We start from the raw sequence: 20,091 nt of genomic DNA, 5'->3' as shown, positions 1-20,091 counted from the left end.
CCCGCTCCATTTTAGTTTGTTTCAGTGGCCTTCGCAGCAACTCGACTTCCTGCTCTAAGCTAACCATTTGTTGAGTATCAGGGCTATAGGCTAAACCTTGTAAAGACAAAAACGTACTCACTCAGGTGTCACAGACTTGGGCTGAACAATCTTGGTGGTCGAAATGAAAAATTCTGAGGACGCCATCATAAATAATGGAAAATAACCCACGATAAAAAGGACAGAAGAGCCTTTTAAAAAGGTAATGAATAGTATAAACCTTTCTTGGGGTACGTAAAATGAATAAATCAACGATTTTCTTGGTTGTGGCTACCGTGGGTTTTTTGTTGAGTCAACAAAGTGTGGCCCAAACCAAGCGGCCCAACATCATCTTCATTTTGGCCGACGATTTGGCACAGGCAGATTTGGGGTGCTACGGCAATCCATTCAACGAAACTCCCAATATTGACCGAATTGCCAAAGGCGGTATAAAATTCACCCAAAGTTATTCGGCTTGTCCAGTATGCTCTCCTTCGCGGGCCGCTATCATGACGGGCAAGCATCCTGCTCGACTCAAACTGACCAATTTTTTGGTGGGCGAGCGTACCGATTCATTGTCGCCGCTGTTGCCTGCCAAATGGACAAAGTACCTTGGGGCATCAGAGATAACCTTGGCCGAGCGGCTCAAAACCCAAGGTTATCGTACTGGCTTTGTGGGAAAATGGCACCTAGGCGGTGGCGATTCGTTGGCTCCCTGGGGGCAGGGGTTTGATTATTCCCGAATGATTGGTAAAAATGGACTGGATTACTACAATTACGGTATTTATGAAGATAGTTTCCAAAAAACGTTTGAAGACAAAGGAACCACTTACTTAACCGATAAACTTACTAATTACGCCCTTGATTTTGTCAAAAAATCGGATAAAAACCAGCCTTTTTTCCTTTACCTCTGCTATTCGGCACCGCACGTATTTCTGATTCCCCGGGGCGATAAAGTGAGCAAATACCTCAAGAAATACGAGAAATTTCAAGGGAAGTATAACCCCTATTACGCCGCGATGATTGAAAGCATGGACGATGGCGTCGGCGAAATTATGAAGGTGCTGGAGGCGCAAGGCTTGGCCGAAAATACCCTCATTATTTTTACTTCCGACAACGGCGGCGTGGGAATTCCTGAGCTGGGGCCCATTCCTACTACGGCGGGTAACCTGCGTAAATGGAAAGGATTTACCTACGAAGGGGGTATTCGAGTTCCTACCCTTATTTCGTGGAAAGGCACCCTGCCTGCGTCGCAGACGTGTGACCGGTATTTTATCAATACGGATTATACGCCCACGCTGCTGGAAATGCTCGGGCAAGAGCCCAACGTATCTCCTGACGCCAAAAGTTTTTATGCCCTGCTCAAAAACCCCAACGCCGCGTTTGACCGGGGATTAATTTTTTGGCATTATCCGCATTTCAGCAATCAACTTAGTCGACCATCGGGGGCGGTGCGGCTAGGAGATTGGAAGTTGGTAAAAAGCTACGAAACCAACGAAACGGCGCTGTTTAACCTCAGAAATGATGAATCCGAAACCACCGATGTCAGTAAAGCAAACCCTGATAAAGCCAAGGAGTTACACCAAAAGTTGACCGAATGGCTGACGAAGATTGATGCCAACATGCCCATAAAAAAATGAGCTGTTTTTCTGTTATTCGTTGTTATGTTTGGAATCGGGTTGAGAAGCGTTGCCGTAACTCGTCAAAACCTTTGCTTTTTCGATAAATCACTTTTTTTCAGCGCCTGAAAGAGGTAATTTTACGGGAAATGATTCAATGAGTTATGTCAATTGCCGAGAATATACAACGAATAAAGGCGGAGATTGCCCCCAATGCCCGCCTGATTGCCGTCACCAAAACCAAGCCCGTTGAAATGCTCATGGAAGCCTACGAGGCGGGCTTTAAGCGGTACGGAGAAAACAAAGTGCAGGAAATGGTGACCAAATACGAACAAATGCCCAAAGACATTGAGTGGCATTTGATTGGGCACTTGCAAACCAATAAAGTGAAGTACATTGCGCCGTTTGTGGCCCTGATTCATTCGGTCGATAGCTTTAAGTTGTTACAGGAAATCAATAAACAGGCGGCAAAAAACAACCGCATCATTGATTGCTTGCTTCAGATTTTTATCGCCCAAGAAGAAACCAAATTTGGCCTTTCGGAAGACGAAGCCAACGAATTGCTGGCGTCGGATGAATTTAAGGCTTTGAAAAATGTGCGTATTGTAGGACTTATGGGGATGGCTTCTAATACCGAAAACGAAGACCAAGTTCGCCATGAGTTCAGGGGATTGAAGCAGTTTTTTGACAGCCTCCGGGCGTCTCATGCTTCAATGACAGAATTGTCGATGGGCATGAGCGGAGATTATCTCCTCGCCGTACAAGAAGGCAGCACGCTGGTGCGCGTAGGCAGCGCTATTTTTGGCTCAAGATAACATAACCGTCAGACGGGTGTATTTTGAGTAGTTGTACCCGTCAGACGGTTGGAATTTAAAAACCGTCAGACGGGTGTGTTTTGAGTAGTTGTACCCGTCAGACGGTTGGAATTTAAAAACCGTCAGACGGGTGTGTTTTGAGTAGCTGTACCCGTCAGACGGTTAGAATTTAAAAACCGTCAGACGGGTGTGTTTTGAGTAGTTGTACCCGTCAGACGGTTAGAATTTAAAAACCGTCAGACGGGTGTGTTTTGAGTAGTTGTACCCGTCAGACGGTTAGGACGGGGCCGAAAAACAGGACCCAAGTCGAAAAATCTTCACTAAATGTCGTGAATTTGTGGGCGGCGTAGGCGGGTACGAATAAAAAATCGCCCGTTGTGACGTCGGTGGTTTTGCCTTCCAATTCAAAAGTAGCCTCGCCGGTAGCAATAATATACACCTCGTCGCGGTCGTGCGGGGTTTGCTTATCGACAAGATGAGGTTTATACAACTCTACTTCCAACGTACCGTTTTGAAAAAACAACAAGAACTCTTTGTGGTGTTGGCTTAACTTTTCGCTGGCATCGGCGAGGCTTACTTTGTTGGCGAACATGGCTGTATAGGTTAAAATAATGTTGAAATCTACGCTTGAATCAAGGGGAAATAACGCTCCTTCAGAACCTTCAAGTGGTGAATCGGGTGCCCAATCAGCACAAATCCCAACGCCAACGGACTGATGCGTTGGTTGAAACTAATGCCTTCGCGGTGCAGCATTTCGGGGCTGAAACTTTTGAAAAGAGCAATCGTGGATTGACGCACCAACGAGAATTCCTCCAATAAATCGTCGATACTGCGTTGGTTGGCCGTTGTATTGGCCCCAAACAACTCTTCGTCGTAACCGGGAAGCGCAGTTTTATCGTTGCGGGCAAAGCGCATGGCCCGGTACGACATAATGCGCTCGTTGTCAATGAGATGTTGTAGAATATCTTTGGCTGTCCACTTGCCTGGAGCGTACACTTGGTCGCCTAGTTGAAGCATGGCCTGCCGGATGCCCTCATCATGGTATAGATTGGCCGTTTGTTTGAGTCCTTCCACCACGTCGATGTCGTCGGCGAGGAGGATATAACGGTCAAAAAATTGGGGCATGTGCTGAATATCAGAACGTTTCATATTGATTATTTCTGTTTGTAACATTTAGGATAAATGACTCAGATGCTCAGGCAAAGGTACATTTTTACTGAAATCATCGGCAATGGGAATCCCTCGACCGCTCCGCAACGGAATCAAGCCCGACCAAATCTGTAAGTCCAAATCCTCTTTTTCGTCGTTGGGCATTCCAGTGCGGGTCTTGGCCGATGCTTCCTCAATTTTGAAACCCAAAACGGTCGTTTTTCTTACTTCGCTTTCGGTCATGGGGCGGAGATACTCCCAACTGTTCGGAACCATTTTTTCGGTAATCCATTTCAAAACTTCTACTTTTTTATCGTATTCTTCAATTTTTTCAGCGTTAGAAAACAGGATAACCGAACGATAATTAACGGAGTGGCTAAAGGCCGATTTTGCCACCACGAGCGCATCGGTCAGCATCACCGTAATGCACACTGGAATGCCTTTTTCGATTTCACGAATGAAATGACTGCCCACCGAGCCGTGCAGATAAAGCACGTTTTCGTAGCGGGCAAAGGCCGTCGGAATGGAAAACGGTTGGCCATTGATGACACAACTGACGGTGCAAAAAAGCGCTTCGTCCAGAATGGAATAAACGGTTTCTTCGTCATAATGCGCGCGTTTGGCGGAGCGACTAGGGATGGTACGGGGAGTGGGCTGCATGGGTTGAGTATTTGGCTTTTTTTTGACAAAATTATACCTTTACTGGATTGCTATACGTATCCACTTTTGACAAATTAAGTAGTCCACTTTTTTTACCTAAAACTAAAAACCGACGATGAGAAAGTATTTTGCATTTGTCTTATTTCCGCTCATGGGGAGTGTGTTAGCTCAAACGCCGCCCAATAAAGCCCACGAAAACGCCATCAAAGAAATCAACCAAAAAGAAAAAATGTATGGTGCGATGGCCAAGCAGATTTGGAACTACGCCGAGGTCGGGTATCAGGAAGTAAAAAGCTCCGCATTGCTTCAGCAACAACTTCAGAAAGAAGGCTTTAAAGTGCAGGCTGGCGTGGCCGATATTCCTACGGCGTTTGTGGCGACCTTTGGCGAAGGAAAACCCGTCATCGGAATTTTGGGAGAATTTGACGCCTTGCCGGGCCTTTCGCAAGACTCCATCCCTGTCAAAAAAGCCATTGGCGGTATTGCAGGTCATGCTTGCGGGCACCATTTGTTTGGCGTGGGTTCGATGGCGTCGGCGATTGCCGTCAAGAATTGGCTCGTTCAATCAGGGCACAAAGGTACGATTCGCTTTTATGGAACACCCGCCGAAGAAGGAGGCTCGGGAAAAGCCTACATGGTGAGAGAAGGTTTATTTAAAGATGTGGACGTGGTATTGCATTGGCACCCAGGCGATTCCAACAGCGCCAGCTCGTCGTCGTCCTTGGCAAATAAATCGGCTAAGTTTCGTTTTAGGGGCATTTCATCCCACGCGGCGGGAGCCCCCGATCGTGGGCGCTCGGCCTTGGATGGAGTAGAGGTAATGAACTACGCGGTCAACATGATGCGCGAACATATTCCTTCGGCTACCAGGATTCACTACGTCATTACCAACGGCGGTAAAGCGCCCAACGTCGTTCCTGATTTTGCCGAAGTGTATTATTATGTAAGGCATCCAAGTCGTCAGTACGTGGCCTCTATTTGGGAACGCCTCCAAAAAGCGGCGCAGGGAGCGGCGTTGGCCACTGGTACTACCGTAGAGGAGGAGGTCATTGGCGGAGTATACGAACTGTTGCCCAACGATGTGTTGGCCCAAACCATGCACAACAACCTCAAAGCCATCGGTGGGCTAAAATACACCCCCGAAGAAATGAAATTTGCCGAACAAATCCTCCCCACACAAGGCATGGGGATTCGGGAGATATCCTCGGCTGAAAGAATAGAATCCCTAGAAAATGAGGGACTTACGAGCGCATCTACCGACGTGGGTGACGTAAGCTGGAACGTGCCAACGGTGGGTCTGCGCACCGCCACTTGGGTGCCGGGCACCCCCGCGCACAGCTGGCAGGCGGTAGCTGCTGGCGGAATGAGCATCGGGCGGAAAGGCATGATAGTAGCCGCCAAAACCTTGGCCACGACAGCCATTGATTTGTTCCAAAACGAAAAAACCATTGCCGATGCCAAAGCCGAATTTGAAAAACGGCGGGGAGCTGATTTTAGCTATAAAGCATTGCTCGGCGACCGCAAACCAGCGTTGAATTATCGTGATTAAAAAGCCAAAATGATTGCTTATCAAACCCTTTTGGCCATTGACAAAACGTCAAAACTGCCCGCGTATCTCCAACTGGCGAACCAGCTGATGAATTTGGTTCGCGGGGGAGAGTTGCGGGCGGGGCAAAAACTCCTCGGGACACGCCAATTGGCGCAGTTTTTGGGCATTCATCGTAAAACTGTGGTGCAGGCCTACGACGAATTGTTGGCGCAAGGATGGCTCGAAAGTAGAACTGGCAGCGGCACTTATGTCGTGGAGAATTTGCCCGAAATAAAACCGCAACAACTGGTTGATGGGCAACAAGAGCGCAGAAACCCCACCAAAACAGCGGGGTTTTCTTTCGAAACATTGCCGCATTTATGGCGCCCCGTGTTGGTTTCAGGGCAGGAGCTTCATTTAGACGACGGCTTCCCTGACCCTCGGTTGGCCCCGCTAAACGAGCTAACGAGGGCGTATCGTAGCAATCTTTTACAGGGGAATCAGTACGTGCGGCTAGGGTATGGAGATACCAAAGGCTCGGTGTGGCTGCGGCGGGAGCTTGCTCTGTATCTGAACGAAACCAGGGGTTTGAAAATCACCGAAGAGAATGTGTTGATTACGCGCGGCACGATGATGGGGCTGTATCTGGTGGCCACAGGTTTAGTAAAAAAAGGGGATAATGTGGCGGTAGGAGCACTGAGCTGGTCGGGGGCCAACATGAATTTTTTGCAGGCGGGGGCAAATCTGCTCCAACTTCCCATTGATGAGCACGGATTGGTGGTGGAAGAGTTGGAGCAACATTGTCAAAAACGGCCCGTTCGTTTGGTGTATCTTACATCTCATCATCATTATCCTACGACCGTTGCCTTGCGGGCCGACCGCCGCCTGAAACTCTTGCGCTTGGCCGAAGAATACGGTTTTATCGTTTTTGAAGATGATTATGACTACGACTTTCATTATTTGAGCAAACCGCTTTTGCCATTGGCGAGTGCCGACCCTGCGGGTACGGTGCTGTACTGCGGCTCATTTACCAAGGCTATTTCGCCCGCGTTTCGGGTGGGCTATTTGGTTGGACCCGAAAATGTTATCAATCATTTGGCCCAATTGCGGCGCATTATTGACCGGCAGGGGGATTTGATTTTGGAAAACAGCTTTGCCGAATTGCTCCAAAACGGCGTTATTCAGCGGCACCTGCGTAAGTCATTGCGCGAATACCGCGAGCGGCGCGATGTATTTTGCGAATTACTGAAAACACAGCTGGGCGATTACCTTGATTTTCAGGTTCCTGACGGCGGTATGGCCGTATGGAGTAGGTTTAGTAAAGAAATTAATTTGGAACTTTTGTCCGAAAAAGCCTTCAAAAAAGAACTGGTTTTTTCAAACGGAAAACACCATAATTCGCCTGGTAATGTACTGAATTCCACCCGTTTGGGTTTTGCATCGTCGACGGTAGAAGAACTTGAAAAGTGTGTGAATATTTTGAGAAATATAATTTTGAAGGGGGCATAAAACGTTAATAATTGGAAATCTCAATCTTTTCCTAAAAATTGTACCTTTATTTTTTCGGCACCAATGAATATTGAAGACGTAGAAAATTATATACTTGAAAAGCTTCGTAAAAGCCTTTCGCCTACGCTCTATTATCATGGGGCTCATCACACCGACGATGTTGTGGCTTCGGCGCTTAAAATCGCGGAAGCGGAGGGGATTGTGGATGAAGAATCCTTGATTTTGCTCAAAACAGCGGCCCTTTATCATGATTTGGGCTTTATTACTACTTACCGCTGCCACGAAGAGGAAGGTTGTCGCATTGCGCGGCTTATGTTGCCTCATTTTGGGTACGATATGGTTCAGATTGAAAAAATTTGCGGAATGGTGATGGCCACCAAAATTCCGCAAACTCCCCATACGCACTTGGAACAAATCATTGCCGATGCCGACCTTGATTATTTGGGGCGCGATGATTTTTGGCCGATTGCCAACTCCTTGTACGAAGAACTTCGCGAACGGGAAATGGTGCCCGATATACAGGCTTGGAACAAAATTCAGGTGAGTTTTCTAACGGCGCATACCTACTGGACCGCGTCGGCCCAAGCAGGGCGAAATGCGCAAAAACAGGCTTATCTGGATGAACTCACTGAGATCATAAAAACGTATTGATTGAAAATACTTAATCATTTGGTTTTAGGTAGTTATGAAAAAACTGTGCATTCGGTATTATATAGTGTAAAACGTACCATTGTTTTCAATTGAACGTGATTGGTAAATACGCATCATTCTTCGCATAATAAATGACAGCTTCGCATTTTTGTTGTAGTGTTGGAGTTTTGCCATTTCGGGCGTAAGACCACACTTGTATTATTTTAGAAATTAGATTTACTTCTAAAAAGTAGGTATATCCGTCTATTTCAGTTGTGCTGTTATATTCTTCATCATTCTCAAAGATGACTTCAATAGTCTCTGAGATTTTTGTCTAATTTTCTGTTTTTTTATAAATATAACTGATTCATTATCAGTCGATTCAAGATTTTGGATGGTTTGTTGGATAGAACTTTTAAAACCTATTTTCATAATCGTTACAGTTTCTCACTTTTCTGCTGTTTTGCTTTCAGGATTTACTTCATCATCAATAATTTCGATGTATTTTGCTATTCATTTTTACCAAGTAGCTGTGAAACGTGGTAAACTTCATCACAATCCACAAACGAAAACATAACCCCGTCAATGATTTGCCATGCTTTACGCTGTTGAGCTGATAGTTTTTCGATAGAAGGGAAAGGAGTTAAGGGCGTTACTATTTTCCGCCCGTCCAAAAGTTCTACCGACATTTTGCCCTGTGGTGTAAAACCTATTTTTTTGATTGTAGGCTGTATTCCGATGTAGCCTTGTAAGTGTGTCATATCCTGCGAATGTTTAAAATATCTACTTTTTCACCATTCTTAAATCGTTCAATCTGTTCCAAGATTTGCGGTAAAAATTCCGTAATAACTTCTAAGGCTGTACTCATTTCTGAACTTGTCAAATCTCCTTGTTCAAAAGCTTCTATTCCGTTCTCTATCCAAATCTTAGCGGCTCGTTGATAACCTTTCTTACCTTTAATAACGTGCAAATGTAAACGCTCTTGTAAATCATACGAATAAAAAAAGAACTGTAAAAATCGGTAAATTATTAGTTTAGGCATATTTATCTTTCATTTATTGTATCAACCATTTTGAGAAGGCAAAAAAGCAAAAAGGATAACATGCTCCCAAACACTACGTTTTTGAACTTCTCGTTCCTATTCCAAGGTCTTATGCTCACCATAAGACCTTGGAATTATAACTACTTCACGGGGTTGGGCGGTGTGAGGTGCGGCGCCAGAAAACGGTAAATTTCCTCGCGTGACTCACGGGCCAATTTGGTATCAATCCGGTTGAAAATGTGCCCTCCTGGAGCGTCCTGATAAATTTTATAGTCAAATTTCTTGCCGTGGGCTTTTAGTGCGTTGATAAGCCCTTCTACTTCCAGCACATTTACGTCTTCATCGTTGGTATTGGTATGCACCAAAAGCGGGGTTTTGAGCTTGTGGGCATTCCACATTGGCGACCGCCGCCGGTATTCGGCCACGTTTTCGGAGGCATCCTTGCCGAGGTGAGTTGCGGCCGCAAATTCATTGCGATAGGTCTGGGTTTTGTACCCCATCCTGGCAATCAAATCACTGACGGGCACACCCGCATAGGCCACGCGGTAGTCTTCTGGATGGTCAAAAATATTCATGAGCGTAATCATCCCGCCGTGGCTCCAACCCATGATTCCTACCCGCTCGGCATCTACCTGCGGCATGTTTTCGACGGCCCAACGTTTGCCTGCCAATACATCGTCGTTTTCGTAATCGCCATAATCAATTTGGCGGTGAAACACGCTGCCGTAGCCCGTACTGCCTCGGTATTCGGGGGCAATGACGATGTAGCCTTGGTCAATCAATTCCTTGACAATGTGCGCATTAGATGTATTAAAATCACCGTGTATTCCGCCATGAATGAGTACCATGAGCGGCAGTTTTTTGGAAGAAGAAAATTTCTTTGGGACAAAAGTGTACGCAGGAATGACCACGGGATTGTTGGCACCCTGTCCCGTCGGATTTCTGACCACGTGCGGGGGCTTACTGGCGTAGCGTACCTTGTCGATGATGGCTATATCGCCCAATTTTTGATACCAAAGTAAGTCGTCGATGTTTTTGGTCAGGGCTTGGTCGCTAAAACGAATGTTGTCTTCGAGTGCTTTGAGGCGGTCGGCGAGGTCGGTTGGGGGAGTTTGGGTCATCGCCGTTTTGAAAATGAAACTCAAGAGCAAAATAAAGTAATATTTACGCATGGGCATAGAGGGTTTGTTGATGAAAATAAAAGGGAAAAATAGTAGGTCGACGATGAAAACAACGCGTGTATTCTTCATTGATGGCTATAAGTAAATATATTCTTAAATTGCGTATTCACAAAATTAGCATAGACACAATCGACATTTATGGAGCAGGAACCGATGGAGTTTGCCAAACCTGAAAAAATCAAGGACAAAACCAAAAAAGAGAAAAAAAAGAAAGCTGACCGGACCGTTGAAACGATGTACCGCTCCACCTTGGCCAATCACATGCAACTGAGCACCTTGGCCGATCAGAAAGCGGGCTTGCTGGTGTCGGTCAATGCCATCATTATTTCGATTATGGCCTCCTTTATGGTGCGCGAATCGTTTGACAACGCTTACCTGATTATACCTACGTGCCTGCTCGTGGTGGTGTGTTTGTCGACCATTACGGTGGCGCTTTTGGCGACGCGTCCTTCGGTAAAGTCCCAATCGCAAAAACTGGGTGCGGAGCATGTGCACAAGATGGATTTGCTGTTTTTTGCCGATTATACGGCCCTCACGTTGGAAGAATACCAAAAAGCGATGAAAGAAATGATGGTCAAAGAAGACCGATTGCACGACAGCCTCATCAAAAATATTTACGCCCAAGGCAAGGTCATGGAGCGTAAATACCGACGCATAAAAATCGCCTACACGATTTTTATCTTTGGGTTTCCGATGGTGTTGATTTGTTATCTCATCACCTTGTATTGGGCTTAGTTGCCGTTTTTGATGGTGGGTTTGGTGCCGTATTCTACGGTAAATACCTCTTTGATTGATTTGGGATTGTCGATGGTTTTATAAAACTCGTCGAGGTAGTTGATGGTGCGCTTGATGTAGCCTTTGTCGAGCTGAGGATTGTTTTCGTACAAGGCGTAAATCTGCGGTTTTACCCGCCTGAAATTATCAAATACCTGCTGATACACCGCGGTTGAATACGTGATGCCTCGGTAAATGCGCTGCCGTACTGAGTATAGGTTAAGGGCTTGGGGCGGGCGGGCGTATTTGGCTTCAATAATGCCCGAATGGTCAAAATCATAAGGAACCGCCGTGATGTAAGTGGTTTTGTCCAGCAGTTTGATGTTGTGCAAATACGGCACCGACCAGTCTGAATTACCAATCATGTATTCAAAAACCGCCACCGTAGCCATGCTGACCGAGTCGATGAGGTACATAGGAATTTGTTTTCGGTACATATTCTTGGCTTTGTTGCGTTTGGCCAGAAAAGTTTCATCTTCGAGCAAAAACGCAAATCGGGTTTCGGTTTCGCGTTTGCCAGCCGAATCTTTATAAGTGACCCTGGCCAAACGGGCGTCAAAACTATCGTCGGTGAGTAAGTTATACATTTTATAGACCAAATATTCCTGAAAAATGTACTCTTCATTTTGGCAATGCGTCACCAGTTTCAGTAGATTCTGACGCTCAAAGATGGTGTTTTTATCTTTCTTGCTGGGAATATTTAGCAACAACGGAGGAAACGTACAGTTGGAGGGAGAGCGCCGAAAATTTCCCCGTACCTTCACCCTGATATTAAGGGCTACTTCCCCTTTTTTCTTTCGATTGTATTCCAATTTTGCCCATCGGTAAGGCTGCTTGGCATTTTTCCGGTCTTTCATGAGGGAGCTGAAATTGGTCGTGAGATTAAGCTCCAACATATCTTCTTTTTTGAAGAGAGGCCCCAGCTTGACCTTGGTGGAATCTTTGGGTTCTTTTTGCGTAAAGCCCTGAAAACTAAACAGAAACAGGGCGACGGCGATGAGGCTACGGTAGAATGAATGAGTCACGGAGAAAGAGCGTTTTTGGTTTTGGCTGATGTACTTTCGGATAAATGATTGCAAAAGGTAAAATTACGTTTTTTCGTATGGCAATTTAATCACAAACGTGGTACCTTCACCTTCTGTGCTGATGACGTCGATACTGCCGCCGTGGCCTTTGGTGATGATGTCGTACGCTAAACTCAGACCCAAACCCGTGCCTTCACCGGTGGGTTTGGTGGTAAAAAAGGGCTGGAAAATCTTTTCTTTGACCGCGTCAGGAATGCCCGTTCCGTTGTCTTTTATCTTGATTTCAACCCGATTCCCCTTTTTTCGGGTAGAGACAGTAACCATTGGGTGATAGGGAGCCGACAAATCGGTCGGGTTTGCCCCATTTTTTTGCTGAACGGCATAAAAAGCGTTGTTGATTAGATTCAGTAATACGCGCCCGATGTCTTGCGGCACCACCTTGATGGGGGGCAGGTTTTCGTCAAAATCTGTTTTGAAATCGGCGTTAAATCTACCCGCCGCGTTGCCTTTGTCTTTGGCGCGGAGGCCGTGGTAGCTCAAGCGCAGGTATTCATCGGCGAGGGCGTTGAGGTCTGTGAGTTGTCGTTCGCCTGAGCCCATACGCGAGTGTTCGAGCATTCCCTTCACGATGGAAGAGGCACGTTTGCCGTGGTGGTTGATTTTCTGTAAGTTTTGTTCAATATCTCCCAAAAGTTCCGCCTCCAATTCATCGGCTTGTGCTTCTTCGCCTTTGGTCTTTTTGTCTTCTTTGATTTCTTTCAGTTCATCCAACAATTCGATGCTTATCTCCGAAAAATTATTGACAAAATTCAGTGGATTTTGAATCTCGTGGGCAATCCCCGCCGTCAGCTCGCCCAAGCTAGCCATTTTTTCTTTTTGAATGAGCTGATTTTGGGTGGCTTTCAGTTCTTCCAACGATTCTTCCAACTGCGCCGTACGCTCTTTTACCTGCCGTTCGAGGGTTTCGTTTTGGACGGCCAGCAAGTGCTGTTTTTCCTGTTCTTGGGCTAAGGTCTTCTTACTGAGGTCATTGTTTTCGCGAAGTTTCTCAATCAACTCTTTGTTGGTTCTGGAAAAACTGATGGCCAAATACAGCGAAATGCACAAGGGAACGCACAAAACCGCAATTTGGTATGTAATAATACCGCCCAACCATTGCTCAAAAAGTGGGTTGGGACCATGGTTTTTGAGGAATAAATTAAGGTAAAATAACAAAAACATCACCAGCGAAATCCCCATTCCAATCATGATGAGCCGCGCTCCTGGTTGGTGGCGGCGTAGTGCCAAGGCCGTGACTCGAATAACCTCGGCGGTCATCAACAACTCAGTACCTAACTCGGCCCAAACTGAGCCCAACGAATAAGGAGTAAATAATGAAATAACCACCAATACCCCAAACACCACAATCAACCAAAACAGAATGCCTGTGGGCTGATGGTAAATCTCATAAATGGCCCGAATCAAAAACAGATAAGCAATGGGAAAGGCAATGGTCTGCACAAATTCGGCTACGAAGTAGTCGGAAAGGTTCTCAAAATAATCGAACGTCAACGGGATGCAGAGAAAAGCGAGGCCCAAAAAAAAGGTCGTAAATGAAAAATATAGGTTGGCGCGGCGGGTAGGGTAGAGTAAGTAAAATGATAAATGCAGAAACGTAAGTATAAAAAACACGCCTACCTGAAACCAGCCGTAGTAGGTTTGGTGGCGTTGATATTTATTGACATCGCTGGCGTAGGATGTTTCGATAACGGTGGCCTTGAGGCAGTGGTTTTTGCTGAAACCAACGCGGTTGTAGAAAGAACTGTGTTCGTATGCAACCCGAATAGAAATCTGAACAAATGGAAAACTCACTGAATAGGGGAGGCCAATGACGTTGGTCTTGAAAATATTGACGGCTCGGGTGGCTTTGGAGTCGGTGCTGACGGTGCCGATTTTGCGGGCGGGCAGTCCGTTGATGTAAATTTCAGAAGCCACGCTCTGGCTAATCAGCAGGGTGGTCAGCTTCTGGGCCACCAGAGGCGAAAGCTCCAGCGTAGTTCGAAACCAGCCGATATTCTTTTGCGTCAGTTGGGGAATGTTGCCCACATCGTCGGTGGGGTTGACATCCGACCATCCACTGTCGTCAAACTCGGGGTCGGCCCAAGCGGGATTATCTCCCGCGTGCCATTTCCAATTTTTGTCGAGCACAAAGCCTTTTTGGGGCAGGGTATCGATGGTGATAATGCTTTGGGCGGCAACGTGGAAAAGGGGAATGAACAGAAATAAGATAACGAATAAGCGATTTTTCATGGGTTGGCTGTTAATTATTCTCAAACGGGTAATTTAACAATAAATTCCGTTCCTTCGCCTTGGTGGCTTTCCACGTCAAGTGTACCGCCGTGGCCTTTGGTGACGATGTCGTAAGCCAGACTTAATCCTAGTCCAGTACCTTGTCCGGTGGGTTTGGTGGTAAAAAAAGGTTGGAAAATTTTATCCTGAACTTCTTCAGGAATGCCCGTTCCGTTGTCTTTGACGTGTATTTCGACCCAATCTGCCGCATTTTTGTCGGTGATATACTGTGTACTGACCCACACCGCAGGTTGATAGTTTTGGGATAAGTTTGCTGCTTTTTTTTGCTGAACGGCATAAAAAGCGTTGTTGATAAGATTGAGTAAAACACGGCTTATATCTTGCGCAACAACGTTGATTTTAGGCAGATTTTCGGCAGCTTCAAGGTTAAAATCAGCATTAAAACACTTGTCTTTTGCGCGTAGCCCATGATAGGCTAAGCGCAGGTATTCGTCGGCCAAGGTGTTGATGTCGATGGGCTCTTTCTTGCCTGAGCCTGTGCGGGAGTGTTCGAGCATTCCCTTCACGATGGAGGACGCGCGCTTGCCGTGGTGGTTAATTTTCTGCAAATTTTGCTCAATATCCCCCAAAAGTTCCGTTTCCAGTTCGTCGTCTTTTGGCCCTTCGCCTTTTGCCATTTTCTCTTCTTTTATCTCGTGCAATTCTTTCAAAAGCTCAATGCTGACTTCTGAAAAGTTATTGACAAAATTTAATGGATTCTGAATTTCATGGGCAATCCCCGCCGTTAGCTCACCCAAAGAGGCGAGTTTCTCGGACTGGATGAGTTGGTCTTGGGTGGTTTTGAGGTGTTCGATGGATGCTTTGAGCTCAGTGGTCCGCTCGGCTACCTGCTTTTCGAGGGTTTCATTTTGGACCGCCAAAATGTGTTGTTTTTCTTGTTCTTGCGCCAGGCTTTTGGCCGAAAGGCTTTCCAGTTCTTGAATTTTTTTACGCAACGACTGATGGGTACGGGAGTATTCGCGCACCAAAGAAAATGATAAGCCCACGGGGATGCTGAAAAGCATCACAAAGATGAGCAGCATAGCGATAACCACGACAAATTCTATGTAGCCGTTTTGGGTGTTATTAAAACCTACAAAAGCCCCCGCAATGGCAAAAAATACAATGGCTAAGACCAGACAGCCCGCCGCCACAACCAGCGAATAAATCGGCACTTTGGCGTTGGAGTCTTTGCGTCGTTCGGCCAAGATGCTTACGCGGATAAAATCCATGAAAATCAGCAGAAAAGGGGGCCATACCGCCAGTCCATACGGTACATCTACTTCCATGGCCATGCACACCAAACTTACCGCTATCAATATCGCCTGTATAAAGAAAAAATACCTGAAGGGTTGATGTAGGTAGTGATAAAGCGATACGTTGATGAGGATTACGCCCAGATAAAACGTGATGAAGGTGGTCAACTCGCCGATTTGCTGATGGCTTGAACTTTGCAGTTGGTTTTCTAAACTTTCAGCCACAAATGCAAGCGCAAAGGTAAGCATGGTAAACCCAAGGGTGAGACTTACCGTTTTTGAGCGGTTTGAACGATAAAACAAAAAATGTAAAATACTGAAAACCAGAAAAAGACCGATGCTAAAAAAAAGAAAACCTGAGGTTCGGCTGGAGGTTTTGCGAATCCAAGAGCCGAGGGTTTGTGTTTCAAAAACTTTAAGCGTAAACGTTTCTTGATCAGAGCCAGGGTAGTAAAAATTGCCTTTGGTAAATGAAAACCGCACCGCGATGGTGTGTTGGTTGGTATCTGACAAACTGAATGGTATGACTTTGGCAATGGAGTACGTCACTTCTTGGGAAGGAGAGCTGCTCACAACCCCCAAGGTATCTAGGAGCTTTCCGTCCAAATAGATTTCGGCGGCGCCTGCCTGCCGAATATAAAAACATAGGGGTTTATTGACCAACAAAGCATTGACGCGGATAGGGCGCCGCAGCCATCCGAGCTGCGCTTGGCGTATTTGGGGCAAATGGTGAATGCTTTGGTCGAGCTGAATGTCAGACCATTTTTGGTCATCAAATGTCGGTAGCGCCCATTGAGGGTTGTCGCCAGCGTGCCACTTCCAATATTTACTCAAAGTGCTGCCATTCTCAGAAACGGGACGTAGCGCGGGCACTTGCTGTCCAAAAATCTGACTGCAACATAAAAGCACGAAAGAAAGGAAGGCATACTTCATTCAAAAAACGCCGTTTTGAGTTGGAAATGGGTTGTTTTTAGACAAATGTAATGAAATACGAGGAGGATTGTTTTATGGCCCGACGGTTTTAGGACGCGGATAAGGTTAGAATTTCTGAAAAATGAAGAGATAACGTGGGCGCACATATACAAAGCGATTTTTTAGTGAATCGGCAATTGTACCACAAATGTTGTACCCTCATTTTCTACACTTTCTACTTTCATTGCCCCTCCATGTCCTTTGGTTATGATATCATACGCCAAGCTCAGCCCTAGTCCAGTGCCTTCGCCCGTAGGTTTGGTGGTGAAAAAGGGTTGAAAAATTTTTGCTTTTGTGGCCTCCGACATGCCGTTGCCGTTGTCGGTGACGCGGATTTCAATATGGCTATTGGTGGCGGTGGTGGTGACGGTCACCTTGGGCCTATACTTATACTCGTCAGACGGTTTATTAACGTCGGCAGCGTTTTGAACGCTGCCGACGTTGACATTTTGAACATGGCCGACGTTGACCGCATAAAAAGCATTGTTGATTAGATTCAATAATACCCGTCCTATTTCTTGCGGGATGACTGGGATTTTTGGGAGGTGTTCATCCGCAATTAGCTCATAATCAGACTCAAAGTTCTGGTTTTTTGCTTTCATGCCGTGATAAGCAATGCGGAGGTATTCATCGGCCAGTTGGTTTATATCAGTCAGTTCGCGCTCGCCTGTCGATGTACGTGAATGCTCCAGCATCCCTTTCACAATGCTCGACGCCCGTTTGCCGTGAAGGTTGATTTTTTCTTGGTTTTGGATAAGGTCATCCACTAATTCATTTTCTAATTCTTCGTCCCTTTCTTCTTTGCCCTTCAACCTTTCAACTTTTAGCTCCTTGGCTAGTTCAATGCTCAGTTCGGAGAAATTATTGACGAAGTTTAACGGATTCTGAATTTCGTGGGCAATTCCCGCCGTTAGCTCTCCCAGAGAGGCTAGCTTTTCGGATTGGATTAATTGATTTTGGGTGGCTTGCAGCGCAATGAGGGCTTTTTCGGCTTTCTCATGTTGGCGATTTATTTCTTCTTTTTGACGGTGTAAAAGATTGTTGGCTTTTTGTTTTTGGCGATTGTTGCGGAATAGAATAAACGCCAATAATGCCACCACGCCCAATATGCCCGACAAAGCATACACTTGGAGTTGACGCTGAAAAGCGGCTTGATTGGCTTCAATCCGCCGTTTGGTACGTATTTCCCGTTCTTCTTCTTCGTAGGCCAGCTTTTTGATTTGACTGTTTTTTTCTTGTATGGTGAGGCTGTCTTTGGCAGCCATTGCTATTTTAAAGTAATGAAAAGCTTCGCGCTGGTTGTTTTTTTGTTCATATACTTGCGACAACAGGGTGGATGCCTCAATAAGCGTGGGCAGGTGGTACGCGTGGTTCCCGTTTTCTTCGATGGCTTTTTTCCCGTAAAAAAGGGTGGAGTCCAACTGATTTTTGTCCTTGTACACTGTTGCTAATCCCTGATACGCCCGTGCATTGACCCCTGCAATGTTGAATTTTTGATTCCAGACCAGCGTTCGGCGGTAGTAGACCATCGCACTGTCGGTTTGACCAGAGGCGGCATAAGCAGTTCCTAAAAAATAAGCCGAAGAAGTAACGTAGGTCGGTAACTGGTATTTTAGCCCAGTTTGATAGGCCTGATGTAGATAAACGAGTGCGGTATCAAGGCGGCCCATTTCTTGGTAAATCACGCCGAGCGTTAAGTGAATGTCGGCAACGGGGTGGGTTTTTTGGATGATTTTTGCTTGTTCGAGGTATTCAGCCGCCTTTGTATTGTCTTTGCTCATGGTATAAATGAACGCAATGTTGGCCAAAATGACGGCGGTTTCTTGGGGCGTTCCGAATCTTTCAGCAAGGCGTCGGGTTTCCATCAAGATGGCAAGGCCACTTGCGTACTCGTTGGTATGCGCCAAAATAAATCCTTCTGCAATACCGACGGCAATCTTTCCTTTCACAAAATCAAGGCGATTGGCCAGGGCTTTTGCCTGCCGGGCATATTGCAAGGCCACATCGGAATCAATAGAGGTATAACAGCGGGTCAGTTCGACCAGAAGCAAGACCTTGTTGGTGTCTTCTTTGGCTTGGGTCAAGGTTCGTTTCAGACTGTCGGCAAGGAGTGGGCTAATGTTGGGTTGAGAAAAAGCCGCGTGCGTGATGAGCGACAACAAAAATAGACCAAGCCACTTTTTCATGTTTGTTCTGACCTTTAGTTAATAGGTAACCTCACCATAAACGTAGTTCCTTCCCCCTCGATGCTTTCCATTTCCATTTCACCTCCGTGGCCTTTGGTTACGATGTCATAGGCCAATGAAAGTCCTAAACCCGTACCCTGACCCGTAGGTTTGGTGGTGAAAAAAGGCTGGAAAATCTTAGACTGCACTTCTTCAGGAATCCCCGTGCCGTTGTCTCTCACTGAAACATGTATTTCGTCTTCTATCTTTTTTGTGGTTACCCAAACTGTTGGCTCATAGTTGGCTAAGCCTAAGGCGTTTTTTTTATGAACGGCATAAAACGCGTTATTAATCAAATTTAAAAATACCCGCCCTAAATCTTGCGGAACGACTTCGATATTGGGAACCTGAGGGTCTAAATCGGTTATCAAATGGGCATTAAACGACTTGTCTTTGGCGCGTAAACCGTGATAGCTCAGGCGGAGGTACTCATCGGCGAGGGCGTTGAGATCTGTTAATTCTTTTTTGCCCGAGCCCGCGCGCGAATGTTGCAACATACCCGTGACAATGCTGGCGGCGCGCTTGCCGTGGTAGTTGATTTTTTGAAGATTCTGCACAAGGTCATTAAGGATTTCTTCTTCCAATCCAGTGTCTCGTTGGGCTTCGTCTTTGTCTCTTTCGCCTTTCAATTCTTCTACCAACTCGGCGGATACTTCCGAAAAATTATTGACAAAATTGAGTGGGTTTTGAATTTCGTGCGCAATCCCCGCCGTAAGTTCTCCCAAAGAAGCCAGTTTTTCGGACTGGATAAGTTGTTCTTGCGTGGCCTTCAGGTCGTCGAGGGCGTGTTGTAGCTCTTCTTTTTGCTGCATAATTTCGGCGGTCCGGGCCGCCACCTGCGATTCCAAATCCAGTTTTTTGGCTTCCAAAATCCGATTGGTTTCTTCTTCCTGTTCGCGTTTGAGTCGCTCTTCTTTGATGGCTTTATCAAAAGATTTTTGTTGGTTTCGGGCTACCAACGCCAAAATAAAACTGGCCGTAAGGGCAATGCCTTTGAGTGACTCAAAAAAATTATGGTGCTTTTTATGGAATTTCGGTACCCAATATTCGCCCAAATTATCAATCAAAAAAGCCAATCCCAATGGCACAATCATCCAGAGCAGCAAACGCGACGCGGAGCTTTGATTTCTTAATAAATAGGCTGGAATAGACGCAATGATTAGGAGAAGAAAAAAAACGGGGGGCGAGATAAAATCAGTACCTGCTGCCACTTCAACTGCCAACAAACCAAACGCCGCAAAGCGTCCGTATTTGAGGCGTTTGTCCCACTCAGGGAGGCGCTCTTTGGTCTGTAAAAATTTTTGAATAAATGGCAGTAAGAACAAAGCAACCATGAAGGGAGTGATAAAATTCATAGCTG

The 20,091-nt window shown here is 46.0% G+C and carries 18 protein-coding genes; 6 read left to right on the top strand and 12 right to left on the bottom strand.

What is annotated here, in order from left to right; translation table 11 throughout:
- The first annotated feature begins 278 nt into the window (after positions 1-278).
- Together NCI00_RS23090 and NCI00_RS23085 are read left to right on the top strand one after the other, a co-directional pair.
- On the top strand, positions 279-1,658 hold the full coding sequence (locus tag NCI00_RS23090) for a sulfatase (RefSeq protein ID WP_253531733.1): 1,380 nt from the start codon (positions 279-281) through the stop codon (positions 1,656-1,658).
- 143 nt (positions 1,659-1,801) lie between these two features.
- On the top strand, positions 1,802-2,452 hold the full coding sequence (locus NCI00_RS23085; protein WP_253531731.1) for a YggS family pyridoxal phosphate-dependent enzyme: 651 nt from the start codon (positions 1,802-1,804) through the stop codon (positions 2,450-2,452).
- A 268-nt stretch (positions 2,453-2,720) separates the two neighbouring features.
- On the opposite strand, the gene NCI00_RS23080 is transcribed toward NCI00_RS23085, so the two are convergent.
- Genes NCI00_RS23080 through NCI00_RS23070 form a run of 3 tightly spaced genes read right to left on the bottom strand, consistent with a single transcriptional unit; the run spans position 2,721 to position 4,261 of the window.
- The gene (locus NCI00_RS23080; protein ID WP_253531729.1) at positions 2,721-3,044 is read right to left on the bottom strand and encodes a cupin domain-containing protein; all 324 of its coding nucleotides are present in this window, start codon (positions 3,042-3,044) and stop codon (positions 2,721-2,723) included.
- 29 nt (positions 3,045-3,073) lie between these two features.
- Positions 3,074-3,601, bottom strand: coding sequence for a DinB family protein (locus NCI00_RS23075; protein ID WP_253531727.1), 528 nt, complete (start codon positions 3,599-3,601; stop codon positions 3,074-3,076).
- A 24-nt stretch (positions 3,602-3,625) separates the two neighbouring features.
- The gene (locus NCI00_RS23070) at positions 3,626-4,261 is read right to left on the bottom strand and encodes a pyridoxamine 5'-phosphate oxidase family protein (protein ID WP_253531725.1); all 636 of its coding nucleotides are present in this window, start codon (positions 4,259-4,261) and stop codon (positions 3,626-3,628) included.
- A gap of 115 nt (positions 4,262-4,376) precedes the next feature.
- Here NCI00_RS23070 and NCI00_RS23065 point away from each other — a divergent pair, with 115 nt between their 5' ends.
- The 3 genes from NCI00_RS23065 to NCI00_RS23055 all read left to right on the top strand — a co-directional run bounded on the left by NCI00_RS23065 (position 4,377) and on the right by NCI00_RS23055 (position 7,949).
- The gene (locus NCI00_RS23065) at positions 4,377-5,810 is read left to right on the top strand and encodes an amidohydrolase (RefSeq protein WP_253531723.1); all 1,434 of its coding nucleotides are present in this window, start codon (positions 4,377-4,379) and stop codon (positions 5,808-5,810) included.
- 9 nt (positions 5,811-5,819) lie between these two features.
- Entirely contained in the window at positions 5,820-7,298 is a 1,479-nt protein-coding gene (locus NCI00_RS23060; RefSeq protein ID WP_253531721.1) for an aminotransferase-like domain-containing protein, read from the top strand.
- A 63-nt stretch (positions 7,299-7,361) separates the two neighbouring features.
- Complete coding sequence (locus tag NCI00_RS23055; protein WP_253531719.1) at positions 7,362-7,949, top strand: HD domain-containing protein; 588 nt, start codon at positions 7,362-7,364, stop codon at positions 7,947-7,949.
- 85 nt (positions 7,950-8,034) lie between these two features.
- On the opposite strand, the gene NCI00_RS29635 is transcribed toward NCI00_RS23055, so the two are convergent.
- From NCI00_RS29635 to NCI00_RS23040, 4 genes are all read right to left on the bottom strand, one after another.
- The gene (locus NCI00_RS29635) at positions 8,035-8,235 is read right to left on the bottom strand and encodes a DUF7716 domain-containing protein (protein ID WP_445508845.1); all 201 of its coding nucleotides are present in this window, start codon (positions 8,233-8,235) and stop codon (positions 8,035-8,037) included.
- 202 nt (positions 8,236-8,437) lie between these two features.
- Positions 8,438-8,689 carry a DUF2442 domain-containing protein gene (locus tag NCI00_RS23050; protein ID WP_253531717.1) on the bottom strand — a complete coding sequence of 84 codons (252 nt, stop codon included), beginning with the start codon at positions 8,687-8,689 and terminating at the stop codon, positions 8,438-8,440.
- Positions 8,686-8,970 carry a DUF4160 domain-containing protein gene (locus NCI00_RS23045; RefSeq protein WP_253531714.1) on the bottom strand — a complete coding sequence of 95 codons (285 nt, stop codon included), beginning with the start codon at positions 8,968-8,970 and terminating at the stop codon, positions 8,686-8,688. Before NCI00_RS23045 ends, NCI00_RS23050 begins: the two co-directional genes overlap by 4 nt.
- Positions 8,971-9,110: 140 nt before the next feature.
- Complete coding sequence (locus NCI00_RS23040; RefSeq protein ID WP_253531712.1) at positions 9,111-10,142, bottom strand: alpha/beta hydrolase family protein; 1,032 nt, start codon at positions 10,140-10,142, stop codon at positions 9,111-9,113.
- A gap of 147 nt (positions 10,143-10,289) precedes the next feature.
- Here NCI00_RS23040 and NCI00_RS23035 point away from each other — a divergent pair, with 147 nt between their 5' ends.
- Positions 10,290-10,886 carry a Pycsar system effector family protein gene (locus NCI00_RS23035; RefSeq protein ID WP_253531710.1) on the top strand — a complete coding sequence of 199 codons (597 nt, stop codon included), beginning with the start codon at positions 10,290-10,292 and terminating at the stop codon, positions 10,884-10,886.
- On the opposite strand, the gene NCI00_RS23030 is transcribed toward NCI00_RS23035, so the two are convergent.
- The 5 genes from NCI00_RS23030 to NCI00_RS23010 all read right to left on the bottom strand — a co-directional run bounded on the left by NCI00_RS23030 (position 10,883) and on the right by NCI00_RS23010 (position 20,086).
- Positions 10,883-12,004: a hypothetical protein gene (locus NCI00_RS23030; RefSeq protein ID WP_253531708.1), complete on the bottom strand. Its 1,122-nt coding sequence runs from the start codon at positions 12,002-12,004 to the stop codon at positions 10,883-10,885. The genes NCI00_RS23035 and NCI00_RS23030 overlap by 4 nt on opposite strands.
- A gap of 9 nt (positions 12,005-12,013) precedes the next feature.
- On the bottom strand, positions 12,014-14,239 hold the full coding sequence (locus tag NCI00_RS23025) for a sensor histidine kinase (RefSeq protein ID WP_253531706.1): 2,226 nt from the start codon (positions 14,237-14,239) through the stop codon (positions 12,014-12,016).
- 20 nt (positions 14,240-14,259) lie between these two features.
- A complete protein-coding gene (locus NCI00_RS23020; RefSeq protein ID WP_253531704.1) occupies positions 14,260-16,467 on the bottom strand; it encodes an ATP-binding protein in 2,208 nt (735 codons plus the stop codon).
- Positions 16,468-16,628: 161 nt separating this feature from the next.
- On the bottom strand, positions 16,629-18,692 hold the full coding sequence (locus tag NCI00_RS23015; RefSeq protein WP_253531701.1) for a tetratricopeptide repeat-containing sensor histidine kinase: 2,064 nt from the start codon (positions 18,690-18,692) through the stop codon (positions 16,629-16,631).
- 14 nt (positions 18,693-18,706) lie between these two features.
- On the bottom strand, positions 18,707-20,086 hold the full coding sequence (locus tag NCI00_RS23010; RefSeq protein WP_253531699.1) for an ATP-binding protein: 1,380 nt from the start codon (positions 20,084-20,086) through the stop codon (positions 18,707-18,709).
- Positions 20,087-20,091 lie beyond the last annotated feature (5 nt).

Source organism: Runella salmonicolor (assembly GCF_024158025.1).
Classification (GTDB): Bacteria; Bacteroidota; Bacteroidia; order Cytophagales; family Spirosomataceae; genus Runella; species Runella salmonicolor.
This window is presented reverse-complemented; position numbering and strand designations above follow the sequence as displayed.

Coding starts and splice junctions, on each gene's coding strand:
- NCI00_RS23070 (WP_253531725.1), bottom strand. CDS start 4,261: ATGCAGCCCACTCCCCGTACCATCCCTAGTCGCTCCGCCAAACGCGCG.
- NCI00_RS23080 (WP_253531729.1), bottom strand. CDS start 3,044: ATGTTCGCCAACAAAGTAAGCCTCGCCGATGCCAGCGAAAAGTTAAGC.
- NCI00_RS23085 (WP_253531731.1), top strand. CDS start 1,802: ATGTCAATTGCCGAGAATATACAACGAATAAAGGCGGAGATTGCCCCC.
- NCI00_RS23065 (WP_253531723.1), top strand. CDS start 4,377: ATGAGAAAGTATTTTGCATTTGTCTTATTTCCGCTCATGGGGAGTGTG.
- NCI00_RS23045 (WP_253531714.1), bottom strand. CDS start 8,970: ATGCCTAAACTAATAATTTACCGATTTTTACAGTTCTTTTTTTATTCG.
- NCI00_RS23055 (WP_253531719.1), top strand. CDS start 7,362: ATGAATATTGAAGACGTAGAAAATTATATACTTGAAAAGCTTCGTAAA.
- NCI00_RS23040 (WP_253531712.1), bottom strand. CDS start 10,142: ATGCGTAAATATTACTTTATTTTGCTCTTGAGTTTCATTTTCAAAACG.
- NCI00_RS23025 (WP_253531706.1), bottom strand. CDS start 14,239: ATGAAAAATCGCTTATTCGTTATCTTATTTCTGTTCATTCCCCTTTTC.
- NCI00_RS23090 (WP_253531733.1), top strand. CDS start 279: ATGAATAAATCAACGATTTTCTTGGTTGTGGCTACCGTGGGTTTTTTG.
- NCI00_RS23050 (WP_253531717.1), bottom strand. CDS start 8,689: ATGACACACTTACAAGGCTACATCGGAATACAGCCTACAATCAAAAAA.
- NCI00_RS23035 (WP_253531710.1), top strand. CDS start 10,290: ATGGAGCAGGAACCGATGGAGTTTGCCAAACCTGAAAAAATCAAGGAC.
- NCI00_RS23010 (WP_253531699.1), bottom strand. CDS start 20,086: ATGAATTTTATCACTCCCTTCATGGTTGCTTTGTTCTTACTGCCATTT.
- NCI00_RS23020 (WP_253531704.1), bottom strand. CDS start 16,467: ATGAAGTATGCCTTCCTTTCTTTCGTGCTTTTATGTTGCAGTCAGATT.
- NCI00_RS23075 (WP_253531727.1), bottom strand. CDS start 3,601: ATGAAACGTTCTGATATTCAGCACATGCCCCAATTTTTTGACCGTTAT.
- NCI00_RS23060 (WP_253531721.1), top strand. CDS start 5,820: ATGATTGCTTATCAAACCCTTTTGGCCATTGACAAAACGTCAAAACTG.
- NCI00_RS23015 (WP_253531701.1), bottom strand. CDS start 18,692: ATGAAAAAGTGGCTTGGTCTATTTTTGTTGTCGCTCATCACGCACGCG.